The 11,312-nt window shown below is 70.4% G+C and carries 10 protein-coding genes and 1 pseudogene; 7 read left to right on the top strand and 4 right to left on the bottom strand.

Features of this window, described 5'->3' with window-relative positions; translation table 11 throughout:
- Positions 1-212: pseudogene (locus HET64_RS14175) on the bottom strand (hypothetical protein); the annotation flags it as partial.
- A 196-nt stretch (positions 213-408) separates the two neighbouring features.
- On the opposite strand from HET64_RS14175, the gene HET64_RS14170 reads away from it, so the two are divergent.
- From HET64_RS14170 to tuf, 6 genes are all read left to right on the top strand, one after another.
- Positions 409-861, top strand: a complete 453-nt coding sequence (locus HET64_RS14170) for a helix-turn-helix transcriptional regulator (protein ID WP_215105408.1) — start codon at positions 409-411, stop codon at positions 859-861.
- A 299-nt stretch (positions 862-1,160) separates the two neighbouring features.
- Positions 1,161-1,928: a hypothetical protein gene (locus HET64_RS14165; RefSeq protein ID WP_215105404.1), complete on the top strand. Its 768-nt coding sequence runs from the start codon at positions 1,161-1,163 to the stop codon at positions 1,926-1,928.
- 310 nt (positions 1,929-2,238) lie between these two features.
- Positions 2,239-2,610, top strand: a complete 372-nt coding sequence (gene rpsL / locus HET64_RS14160; protein WP_003948652.1) for a 30S ribosomal protein S12 — start codon at positions 2,239-2,241, stop codon at positions 2,608-2,610.
- A gap of 2 nt (positions 2,611-2,612) precedes the next feature.
- Positions 2,613-3,083, top strand: coding sequence for a 30S ribosomal protein S7 (gene rpsG, locus HET64_RS14155; protein WP_003966970.1), 471 nt, complete (start codon positions 2,613-2,615; stop codon positions 3,081-3,083).
- 38 nt (positions 3,084-3,121) lie between these two features.
- Positions 3,122-5,251, top strand: a complete 2,130-nt coding sequence (fusA, locus tag HET64_RS14150) for an elongation factor G (RefSeq protein ID WP_215105403.1) — start codon at positions 3,122-3,124, stop codon at positions 5,249-5,251.
- Between the two features lie 157 nt (positions 5,252-5,408).
- The gene (gene tuf, locus HET64_RS14145) at positions 5,409-6,602 is read left to right on the top strand and encodes an elongation factor Tu (protein ID WP_007445914.1); all 1,194 of its coding nucleotides are present in this window, start codon (positions 5,409-5,411) and stop codon (positions 6,600-6,602) included.
- A gap of 389 nt (positions 6,603-6,991) precedes the next feature.
- Here tuf and HET64_RS14140 read toward each other — a convergent pair whose 3' ends face one another.
- From HET64_RS14140 to HET64_RS14130, 3 genes are all read right to left on the bottom strand, one after another.
- On the bottom strand, positions 6,992-7,717 hold the full coding sequence (locus tag HET64_RS14140) for a trypsin-like serine protease (RefSeq protein ID WP_047178284.1): 726 nt from the start codon (positions 7,715-7,717) through the stop codon (positions 6,992-6,994).
- Positions 7,718-7,865: 148 nt separating this feature from the next.
- Entirely contained in the window at positions 7,866-9,887 is a 2,022-nt protein-coding gene (locus HET64_RS14135) for a PIG-L family deacetylase (protein ID WP_215105410.1), read from the bottom strand.
- Between the two features lie 180 nt (positions 9,888-10,067).
- Entirely contained in the window at positions 10,068-10,526 is a 459-nt protein-coding gene (locus HET64_RS14130; RefSeq protein WP_215105401.1) for a GNAT family N-acetyltransferase, read from the bottom strand.
- A 468-nt stretch (positions 10,527-10,994) separates the two neighbouring features.
- Here HET64_RS14130 and rpsJ point away from each other — a divergent pair, with 468 nt between their 5' ends.
- Complete coding sequence (gene rpsJ / locus HET64_RS14125; RefSeq protein ID WP_003948644.1) at positions 10,995-11,303, top strand: 30S ribosomal protein S10; 309 nt, start codon at positions 10,995-10,997, stop codon at positions 11,301-11,303.
- Positions 11,304-11,312: the final 9 nt, after the last annotated feature.

Raw genomic sequence — 11,312 nt, 5'->3', positions numbered from 1 at the left:
GCGGAGGGGGAGCGGTAGGAGGGGGCGAGTTCGACGAGCAGTTCCGGGAACTGGTGCAGCAGCAGCTCGATCCAGAGCACGGCGTCCGCGGCCGTGCTGTCGCTCTTGCCGTTGCCGTTGCCGTTGCCGTTGCCGTGCCCGGGATCCGGTGCGGTGGTGTGCGTTCCGGAGGGCTGCGGTGTGATCGATGTGGATGCGTTCGGTGTGGTCATGGCGATCCCTTCTCCCCGCGCAGAGGTGTTGCGAGTCCGCACACTGACATGTTGCGCGCTCGCACGCAAGGGAAAATCGAGGGCGCCGAGGTCTTTATCTCCAAGGGTTTTGCCCAAACGGTATGGGCACGCGGGGTAATTCCTTGCGCGCAAGCGCGATAGTCTGGACACCGCTTCGGAGGGAGGCGAGTGCCCCATGACCACGGGCGAACTCGACAGCTTCGCGACCTGGATCGAGGAACTGATCCGTCGGCGCGGCTTCGACATCGACAGTCCACGCGGCGGCGGCAAGTCCCGCCTCGCCGACGAGGCCGGGGTTCACCGGGCCGCCATCACCCGCCTTCTCCAGCGCCAGAGCATGCCCGACCTGGAGACCACCCGGCGTCTCGCCCACGTGCTCCAGGTCCCGGTGCGCGACATGCTCATCCGCTCCGGGCGACTCACCGAGGAGGACCTGCCGCTGCCGTCCGCCCCGGCGGGCTCAGCCGTGGCCGGAGGCCGTCCGCTCACCCTTGAGGAGGCCGCTGTGGCCCTGGGCGTACCGGCCGACCAGCGCGAGATGTTCGTCCGGGTCGCGGGCCAGTTCCTCCCCGCCCCGGCGGTCGCCGCCGTCGCCGCGGAGCGCCGGGCGCCGCTCGCCTCCGACTGACGCCCCCTCCTCCGGCCGACGCCTGCGCCCCGCTCCCCGCTGCCCGCCCGCGTCGGATCGGGGCGGCGCGGCAGGGTGTGACGGGCGTCGCCGGTCCTGTGACGGCCCGGGAGACCTGCCTCCGCTTCCGGCCCGTAAGATGTCGTGGCCTGTCCCCCCGCCCCTGCAGGTCCAAGAACAGTGAGCACGGACGTACCCCGCCAGGCACGCGCCGGGCGGAGCGAGCGCGCGATCGCCGTGAGCGCGTTCCGTGCCCCGCCCGGTCCGGAGCGTCTCGCGCGGACGGCAAGGAGGGGCACATGGTCGAGCGGGAGGACCGCTCCCGGTCCGCGGCCCAGGGCCCCGCCCCGCTCCCGGAGCCCGGGACGGCCGGCGCCGCACCGGCCGGAGATCCGGCGCCGGAGACGTACGCGGCCCTCCTGGCCGAACTCGGCGTGCTCCTCGACGCCCACGAGCCGCACGAGGTCGCCGTCCTGCTGCGGGCGGAGCTGGAGCGGCGCGAGCTGCGCGCGTACTCCCACGGCTGGCGCGACGCCGCTGACCACTTCGAGCCCGCCGTCGAGGCGGCGAGGGCCGCGAGCCTGCGCACCTTACGGCTGGTGGGGCGCGCGCAGGGCCGGGCAGCGGTGATCCCCTTCCGGTCGGAGGACCGCAACGGCGAACCCCACGACGCCGGTCGCGGGGGCGGCCTCCCCCCTGACGGCGAGCGCCGCGGCGACGGAGTGCCGGACGGCGGCCGCAGCGATGGCGAGGAGCTCCGGCGCGACCGCTCCCCGGCCGACCGCTCCCCGGCCGACCGCTCCCCGGCCGACCGCTCCCCGGCCGACCGCTCCCCGGCCGACCGCTCCCCGACCGGCCGCCCCCCGGCCGACCGGCACTCCGGCTCCGCGCCCCGGCCGTCCCGGCCGCCGCGCACCGGCGGTGGGCCCGAGCCCGCGCTCGTACCCAAGAGCCGCAACTCCCGGGTCCCGACGATTCCCACCCTCCCGGCGTCGCGGCTGCGTCTGCCGGCCAGGCCGCCGGCCGAGGGCGGGGGCTCCGCCACGCCGGACGACGGAGCCCGCTGAAGGCGAGGACGGACCCGGCCGCCGACCGCCCCGTCCGTCCGCCGACGGCAGGGGCGGCCCGGGCGTGTCGGGGCGGACGGCATTTGTTTTGACCCAGCTCCGTGAGGTAGGTACGCTCAAGCCTTGTGCCTGGGGTGTGCCTGGGCTCGGGTGCGTGTCCTCAACCGCATCGCGAGTCCGTCAGTAGCCACCGCAATCTGCGCCCTTCTGCCTTTGGGGCGGAAGTCCGCAGTATTCGACACACCCGACCGCGTGGGTCGGCGATGTTCCAGGTTAGTTTCACGAACGGCACACAGAAACCGGAGAAGTAGTGCCTACGATCCAGCAGCTGGTCCGGAAGGGCCGGCAGGACAAGGTCGAGAAGAACAAGACGCCCGCGCTCGAGGGTTCGCCCCAGCGTCGCGGTGTCTGCACGCGTGTGTTCACGACCACCCCGAAGAAGCCGAACTCGGCGCTCCGTAAGGTCGCGCGTGTGCGTCTGACCTCCGGCATCGAGGTCACGGCCTACATCCCGGGTGAGGGACACAACCTGCAGGAGCACTCCATCGTGCTCGTGCGTGGTGGCCGTGTGAAGGACCTGCCGGGTGTTCGTTACAAGATCATCCGCGGCTCCCTTGACACCCAGGGTGTCAAGAACCGCAAGCAGGCCCGCAGCCGCTACGGCGCCAAGAAGGAGAAGTAAGAATGCCTCGTAAGGGCCCCGCCCCGAAGCGCCCGGTCATCATCGACCCGGTCTACAGCTCTCCTCTTGTCACCTCGCTGATCAACAAGATCCTCCTCGACGGCAAGCGTTCCACCGCCGAGCGGATCGTGTACGGCGCCATGGAAGGCCTCCGCGAGAAGACCGGCAACGACCCGGTCATCACGCTGAAGCGCGCGCTTGAGAACGTCAAGCCCTCGCTCGAGGTCAAGTCCCGCCGTGTCGGTGGCGCCACCTACCAGGTGCCGATCGAGGTCAAGCCCGGTCGCGCCTCCACCCTCGCTCTGCGCTGGCTCGTCGGCTACTCCCGCGCCCGCCGCGAGAAGACCATGACCGAGCGCCTCATGAACGAACTGCTCGACGCCTCCAACGGCCTCGGCGCTTCGGTCAAGAAGCGTGAGGACACCCACAAGATGGCCGAGTCCAACAAGGCCTTCGCGCACTACCGCTGGTAGTCGCTACCCCCATCGAGACCGAGAGAAGATTGAGCCTTATGGCCACCACTTCGCTTGACCTGGCCAAGGTCCGCAACATTGGGATCATGGCCCACATCGACGCGGGGAAGACGACCACCACTGAGCGGATCCTCTTCTACACCGGTGTGAGCTACAAGATCGGTGAAGTCCACGACGGCGCTGCCACGATGGACTGGATGGAGCAGGAGCAGGAGCGCGGCATCACGATCACGTCCGCCGCGACGACCTGCCACTGGCCGCTCAATGATGTTGACCACACCATCAACATCATCGACACCCCGGGGCACGTCGACTTCACCGTCGAGGTGGAGCGTTCGCTCCGCGTCCTCGACGGCGCCGTCACCGTGTTCGACGGTGTGGCCGGCGTCGAGCCGCAGTCCGAGACCGTCTGGCGTCAGGCGGACCGCTACGGCGTGCCGCGTATCTGCTTCGTCAACAAGCTCGACCGCACCGGTGCCGACTTCTTCCGTTGCGTCCAGATGATCGTGGACCGCCTCGGCGCGACCCCGATCGTCATGCAGCTCCCCATTGGCGCCGAAGCGGACTTCACCGGCGTCGTCGACCTCGTGTCGATGAAGGCCTTCGTGTACCCCGAAGAGGCCGCCAAGGGCGAGATGTACAACACCGTCGAGATCCCGGACAACCTCAAGGAGTCGGCCGCCGAATGGCGCGGCAAGCTCCTGGAGGCCGTGGCCGAGAACGACGACGACATGATGGAGCTGTACCTGGAGGGCACCGAGCCCACCCAGGAGCAGCTGCACGAGGCGATCCGCCGCATCACGCTGGCGTCGAAGGGCACGGCCGACTCCGTCACCGTCACCCCGGTGTTCTGTGGCACCGCGTTCAAGAACAAGGGCGTCCAGCCCCTGCTCGACGCGGTCGTGCGCTACCTGCCTTCCCCCCTGGACGTCGAGGCCATCGAGGGCCACGACGTGAAGGACCCGGAGAAGGTCATCCAGCGCAAGCCCTCGGACGACGAGCCGTTCTCCGGCCTGGCGTTCAAGATCGCGAGCGACCCGCACCTGGGCAAGCTCACCTTCGTCCGGATCTACTCCGGTCGCCTGGAGGCCGGCACCGCGGTGCTGAACTCCGTCAAGGGCAAGAAGGAGCGCATCGGCAAGATCTACCGCATGCACGCGAACAAGCGTGAGGAGATCGCATCGGTGGGCGCCGGCGACATCATCGCCGTCATGGGTCTCAAGCAGACCACCACCGGTGAGACGCTGTGCGACGACAAGAACCCGGTCATCCTGGAGTCCATGGACTTCCCGGCGCCGGTCATTCAGGTCGCCATCGAGCCGAAGTCCAAGGGTGACCAGGAGAAGCTGGGTGTCGCCATCCAGCGCCTCTCGGAGGAGGACCCCTCCTTCCAGGTGCACTCCGACGAGGAGACCGGCCAGACCATCATCGGTGGTATGGGCGAGCTTCACCTCGAGGTGCTCGTCGACCGCATGAAGCGCGAGTTCCGCGTCGAGGCGAACGTCGGCAAGCCCCAGGTCGCGTACCGCGAGACGATCCGCAAGGCCGTCGAGCGCATCGACTTCACGCACAAGAAGCAGACTGGTGGTACCGGCCAGTTCGCGAAGGTGCAGATCGCCCTCGAGCCCATCGAGGGTGGCGACGCCTCCTACGAGTTCGTCAACAAGGTCACCGGTGGCCGCATCCCCCGTGAGTACATTCCCTCGGTGGACGCGGGTGCTCAGGAAGCCATGCAGTTCGGCATCCTGGCCGGTTACGAGATGGTCGGCGTCCGCGTCACCCTTCTCGACGGTGGTTACCACGAGGTCGACTCCTCGGAGCTCGCCTTCAAGATCGCCGGTTCGCAGGCGTTCAAGGAGGGTGCCCGCAAGGCCTCTCCCGTGCTCCTTGAGCCGATGATGGCCGTCGAGGTCACCACGCCCGAGGACTACATGGGCGATGTCATCGGCGACCTCAACTCCCGCCGTGGCCAGATCCAGGCCATGGAGGAGCGCAGCGGCGCTCGCGTCGTGAAGGGCCTCGTGCCCCTCTCGGAGATGTTCGGCTACGTCGGAGACCTCCGCAGCAAGACCTCGGGTCGCGCAAGCTACTCGATGCAGTTCGACTCCTACGCCGAGGTTCCGCGGAACGTCGCCGAGGAGATCATCGCGAAGGCCAAGGGCGAGTAACTCTCCCGAGCTCACGCTTTAGGCTTGTCACCGGAGCCGGGCGGGCATTCCGCACAGCGCGTCAGCACTGTGCGGAATGCCCCCGGCGCCGGCACCCCAGCAAAGATCACCTGGCGCCGATGAAGCAAGGCGTACAGAACCACTCAGGAGGACCCCAGTGGCGAAGGCAAAGTTCGAGCGGACTAAGCCGCACGTCAACATCGGCACCATCGGTCACATCGACCACGGTAAGACGACCCTCACGGCCGCCATTACCAAGGTGCTGCACGACGCGTACCCGGACCTGAACGAGGCCTCGGCCTTTGACCAGATCGACAAGGCTCCCGAAGAGCGCCAGCGCGGTATCACCATCTCCATCGCGCACGTCGAGTACCAGACGGAGTCGCGTCACTACGCGCACGTCGACTGCCCCGGTCACGCGGACTACATCAAGAACATGATCACGGGTGCCGCGCAGATGGACGGCGCCATCCTCGTGGTCGCGGCCACCGACGGCCCGATGCCGCAGACGAAGGAGCACGTCCTCCTGGCCCGCCAGGTCGGCGTCCCCTACATCGTCGTCGCGCTGAACAAGGCCGACATGGTGGACGACGAGGAGATCCTGGAGCTCGTCGAGCTCGAGGTCCGTGAGCTCCTCTCCGAGTACGAGTTCCCGGGCGACGACCTTCCGGTCGTCAAGGTCTCGGCGCTCAAGGCCCTTGAGGGCGACAAGGAGTGGGGCCAGACCGTCCTCGACCTGATGAAGGCCGTCGACGAGTCCATCCCGCAGCCCGAGCGTGACGTCGAGAAGCCGTTCCTCATGCCCATCGAGGACGTCTTCACGATCACCGGTCGCGGTACGGTCGTCACCGGCCGCATCGAGCGTGGTGTCCTGAAGGTCAACGAGACCGTCGACATCGTCGGTATCAAGACCGAGAAGACCACCACCACGGTCACCGGCATCGAGATGTTCCGCAAGCTGCTCGACGAGGGCCAGGCCGGTGAGAACGTCGGTCTGCTCCTCCGTGGCATCAAGCGCGAGGACGTCGAGCGCGGCCAGGTCATCATCAAGCCCGGCTCGGTCACGCCGCACACCGAGTTCCAGGCGCAGTCCTACATCCTGTCGAAGGACGAGGGTGGCCGTCACACCCCGTTCTTCAACAACTACCGCCCGCAGTTCTACTTCCGTACCACGGACGTGACGGGCGTTGTGACCCTTCCCGAGGGCACCGAGATGGTCATGCCGGGTGACAACACCCTCATGGACGTCTCGCTGATCCAGCCCGTCGCCATGGAAGAGGGCCTGAAGTTCGCCATCCGTGAGGGTGGCCGGACCGTGGGCGCCGGCCAGGTCACCAAGATCATCAAGTAGTTTCTGCTTGGTCCTTGGACCTGGTGGCTCACTGAGTCGCAAGAAGGGCCCCGCACCTCGAAAGAGGTGCGGGGCCCTTCGTCATGGTCGGATGGGCGGGAACCGAACGGGGCCGGGGGTAGGGATGGGCATGACCGAAGAGGTGCGTGGAGCGCGGCTCGCCGGTCGGGCGGCCCACGTGGCCGTCACCGTCGGCTGGGGGCGCTGTCGGGCGTGCTCGCGGCGACCGTCGTCGCCGTCGGCCTGCTGACCCCTGCGGGGACCGGTTGCCGCCGCGGACCAGACATGGGTGTAGGGCCCCGGTACCTCAGGGCGGTGAGGTAGGGGGCCCTACGGTTCACGGGGCGGCGGGTCCGTCAGGTGCCCGCCGCCCCGGGCGGTGGGGTCGGTCAGACGCCCGCGATCGACTGGATCCAGGACCGGTACGCGGTGACGTTCGTGTACGCCGTCGTGGTCTGCCGGTCGCTGGTGGAGGCGACGCCGACCTGGATGCCGTTCGCCGTCATCGGGCCGCCGGAGTCGCCGCCGGCGGTGATGCCGTTGCCGCGGCGTGCGCAGATCGCCGAGCCGCCGTACGCGTCACCGCAGCCGCCGGTGACCGTCACGTTGGCGACCTTCAGGTAGCGGGACTGGCAGTTGGCCTCGGAACCGCACTGCGAGGTGGCGCCCCAGCCCCAGACCTGGACGCTCTGTCCGACGCTCACCGAGCCGGGCGAGCCGAGGCGGGAGTAGGTCGCCTGCACGGAGCGGTCCAGGCGCACCAGCGCCAGGTCCGAGCTGTGGGTGTAGGTCTGGGCGCCGTTCGCGACCACACCGCCGCTGTGCTGGTCGAGGCTGCCGATGCGGAACGACAGCCCGCCGCCGGTGACGCAGTGCTTGGCGGTGAGGATCCAGGTCGGCGCGATGATCGTCGCCGAACAGGTCTCTCTGCCGTTCGAGAACAGGCGGGCGGCCCAGGGGGCGTTGGACGCCTGGCCGCCGCCGATGATCTGGGTGGTCGGGGGCGGGGCGTCCTGGAGCGGGGCCTCGGGAGCGGCCGAGGCGGACGGTGCGAAGAGGGCGAGGACACAGGCCGCTGCGGCGGCGGCAGCGGGCACGAGCCTGGATATACGCATGATTCCTCGTTTCGCGCGACACGCTGGGGTGTGCGTGTCCGTGGGGGATGGTGGGCAACAGGGTGCCGGAGCGCGACGAGGCCGGGGTACTAACGTTTGGGCATAACGCGGCGTTATGGAGCGGGAGTTGGGCCGAAATCGTCCACTGCTACGGACGCCACACCCAGGGCGCCGCGTCCGGCCCGAACCCCACGACGGCGGGCCGTCCGTCCGCCGCGCCGAGGTGGAGGGCGACGCCGTCCAGGGCGATCGGCCCCCGGGACCGTACGGCGGTGCCCCCGGCGGTACGCAGCTGGACCCGGCCCACCGCGGAACGGCCGAGCAGGACCGGGCCGCCCGGCGCGGCGGCGGCGGTCACCGGACCGTACCCGCCGAAGCGGGGCGCGGGTGCGCGGTCGGCCCGCACGGCGACGAGCCGCTCCCGCGCGGCCGGCCGGTAGTACAGCTCCACGGACCCGTCGGGCGCGGGGAGTGCGCCGGGCGCGTGCGCCGGAACGGGGAAGTCGGTGAGCTGGGTACGGGCAGTGACGTCCGTGTCCGGGGCGTCCTGGGTCCAGTGGTGCACGGCATGGTGCCCGGCCGCGTACACGTGGACGCGCCCCACCGCGTCCACGACCGCCGTCAGCCCGTCCTGCACCTCGCCGCCGCCGAGGTCCCGCCACCCGGTCCAGCGTCCGGTGCCCGCGTCCCGGACCCGGGTGCTCAGCCCCTTCTCCGCGTTCCGTGCGAAGAGATGGACGCGGCCGTCCGGGGCGGCCACGGCGACGGGCACGCCGACGCGGCGCCCGTGGTCGCTGCCGGTGGCCGGGTTGCCGAGCCCCCGCCAGGCACGGAAGGGGCCGCCCGGCGAGCGCTGCTCCAGCAGCACGATCTCTCGGTCGTTGTCCGAGCCGTGTCCGGTGAGCGCCGCGAACCGCAGCCCGAACAGCAGGTGCCGTCCGTCCGCCGTCGCCGCCGAGCCCAGCACCGGGGCGAGCGGACCGCCGCCGAGATCGTCCGGCACGTCCCGGAACCCGCTGCCGGGCGCGCTCTCCGACCACCGGACGGCGCGCAGCCCCAGGACCCCGTAGACGGTGAGCCGGCCGTCCGTCCCGGAGGTGACCTGGGCCCGGGGGCCCGGGTAGCGGTGGTGGGTGGAGCGCACCCAGCCCTTGCGGCTGGCCAGCGGCCGGTCGCCGCCGATGTTGTAGTCGCCGCAGCCCGAGGGGTTGCCGCACTCCCAGTCGGGCGCGCCGCCGTACGGGACGAGGTGGGCGGCCTTGCGCTCCAGCACCTCCGGCGGCAGGTTCTTGGGCCAGTGGTGGTTGTAGTACCCCCGGAACGCCGCGACGACGAACCCGGGCACCGGCTCCCCGCGCCCCGTCGCCCCCGCCACCCAGCGGATCAGGGCGGCCCAGGCGAAGCACCCGGCCGCGGTGTGGTCCGCGTGGTCGGAGTACCCGCGCTGCTCGCTGTCCCGGCGGCGCTCGTACTCGCTGCTGAACTGGAGGTCGGGGTCCGGGTCGAGGGTGTGCACGACGGTCGGACGGTACTCCTCCAGCAGCCCGACGAGGACGTCGGTCAGGGACTCGTACGTATACGAACCGGCCCTCTGCAAAGGGGAGTCGTCGGCTACGACGGTACGCAGCACCCGCCGCCGGTCCGCCCAGAGGCTGGGCAGGCCGAGGCGGCCCCGCCCGGTGTGCATCGCGGTGTTGAGGAAGATCAGCTCGACCCGGCGGGCCCCGTCGGTCAGGACGTCCCGCTCGGCCCGGTGGCCGCCACGCAGGGTGAGCGCCGACCTCTGCCAGGGGGTGAACCGGTCGAGCCCGAGCAGCTCGGCGTACGCCTGGCGCAGGCCCTGGTGGCGGGAGGAGGCGTAGGCGGCGCGGTCGGGCTCCGGGCGGGGGGCGCCGGGGGCCTTGTTGAGGCCGTCGGCCTCGCCCGCGGTGAGGTAGACGCAGACCACGGGGGTGCCGGAGTCGAGGGCCTCGCGGGTGTCCGGGTTCATGAAGTACAGATCGTCGTCCGGGTGGGCCAGCACCTGCATCAGCTTCGCCCGCCGGGTGCTCGCTATGGCCAGGCCCGGGGCCGGGTCGGGCACCGGCCCATGACGCCGTGGAGCCGGTACGGCGCATCCGGCGGTGGCGGCGGTCGCGGTGGCCGCGAGGAGGAGGGTGCGCCGGGGCATCCGTATCCGGGACAGCAGAGACCGATCCACCACGCCACGCACCCCGTCCGTCCCGCTTCCCCCGCAGCGGGCGAACGGTCGCCCTGTCCTGCGTACTCCCCGGCTCTGTCGCGGGCCATCGGCCGGCCGAGCCGTGCCCGCGGGGGAGTAGACGGGGATCGGGGCGGAAGGGTTGCGCGGTCAGGCCGCGGGCTCGCGCACCAGGAACACGTCGACCGCGTCCTCCCGCTCGCGCGTGAACCCGTGGCGCTCGTAGAGCCGCCGGGCGGCGCTTCCCCGCAGCACGTTCAGGCGTACGGGGACCCGCTCGGCGTCCGCCCGGGACAGCAGGGTGCGCAGGACGGCCGAGCCGATGCCGTGTCCCTGGAGGGCGGGGGAGAGGAGGAAGGTCTCCAGCCACCAGCAGTCCTCGGCCGGGCGGAGCGTGACGCACCCCGCGAAGGCTCCGGCGGCCTCGACGATCGAGGTGTGCTCGGGGGAGTAGGAGTCCCGCAGCCGTTGGCGCACCCGGTCCTCGTCGTAGCGGCCGAGGCGCTCCAGGTCCGCCCGCATGACGACGGCCCGCAGCTCGGCGATGGCCTCGACGTCCTCGGGGGCGGCCGGGCGCAGGGTCCAGTCGGGCGGGGTGCTCGTCGGCATGCCGGGATTCTGCCAGGGGCCCGAACGGGGAGTTCCGGCAGGTCCGTGGGGGTCCCGGCGCCGCCGGACGCGCGCCCGCGTTTGAGCACTCGCTGGCTCGGGGTAGGATTCCCGGCTCGATTGGCCAGGCCCGCGCCCCGTATGGCACACTGACCAGGTTGCTCGGTTGAGTGTCAATGCTGCGCGCCTCCCGCCGGGAGGACCGGAAGCGAGTCCCACAGTACTCGTCGGCCCCCAGGGCCGGACGTACGGGAATCTTTCGGGAAGTAATGCAGGGCGCCGACCAGGCACCCGGTGGGTGTTCCGCCCCCGGTTCCGCGGTCTCAGGGTCCGCACCCCCTTGGTTGGGATCTCCTTCGGGAGATTTTCGTAGAGGGGATGCGACACGCCCGACCGCGTGGGTCGGAGGAGGAGTCCAGAGAACCCCCGGGTTCCAGAGCGTTACGAGAGACAGGACTACTAGTAGCCATGGCGGGACAGAAGATCCGCATCCGGCTCAAGGCCTACGACCACGAGGTCATCGACTCCTCGGCGAAGAAGATCGTCGAGACGGTGACCCGCACTGGTGCGTCGGTCGCAGGCCCGGTGCCGCTGCCCACTGAGAAGAACGTGTACTGCGTCATCAAGTCGCCGCACAAGTACAAGGACTCTCGCGAGCACTTCGAGATGCGCACGCACAAGCGCCTCATCGACATTCTCGACCCCACGCCGAAGACGGTTGACTCGCTGATGCGCCTCGACCTGCCGGCGGGCGTCGACATCGAGATCAAGCTCTGAGGGGACGGG

This window comes from Streptomyces sp. McG3, from assembly GCF_018619185.1.
In the GTDB taxonomy this organism is placed as follows: domain Bacteria; phylum Actinomycetota; class Actinomycetes; order Streptomycetales; family Streptomycetaceae; genus Streptomyces.
This window is presented reverse-complemented; position numbering and strand designations above follow the sequence as displayed.

Bases quoted from the DNA above. Each gene is read 5' to 3' on its own strand.
- HET64_RS14170 (WP_215105408.1), top strand. From the start codon at position 409: ATGACCACGGGCGAACTCGACAGCTTCGCGACCTGGATCGAGGAACTG.
- HET64_RS14165 (WP_215105404.1), top strand. From the start codon at position 1,161: ATGGTCGAGCGGGAGGACCGCTCCCGGTCCGCGGCCCAGGGCCCCGCC.
- rpsG (WP_003966970.1), top strand. From the start codon at position 2,613: ATGCCTCGTAAGGGCCCCGCCCCGAAGCGCCCGGTCATCATCGACCCG.
- fusA (WP_215105403.1), top strand. From the start codon at position 3,122: ATGGCCACCACTTCGCTTGACCTGGCCAAGGTCCGCAACATTGGGATC.
- HET64_RS14140 (WP_047178284.1), bottom strand. From the start codon at position 7,717: ATGCGTATATCCAGGCTCGTGCCCGCTGCCGCCGCCGCAGCGGCCTGT.
- HET64_RS14135 (WP_215105410.1), bottom strand. From the start codon at position 9,887: ATGCCCCGGCGCACCCTCCTCCTCGCGGCCACCGCGACCGCCGCCACC.
- HET64_RS14130 (WP_215105401.1), bottom strand. From the start codon at position 10,526: ATGCCGACGAGCACCCCGCCCGACTGGACCCTGCGCCCGGCCGCCCCC.
- rpsJ (WP_003948644.1), top strand. From the start codon at position 10,995: ATGGCGGGACAGAAGATCCGCATCCGGCTCAAGGCCTACGACCACGAG.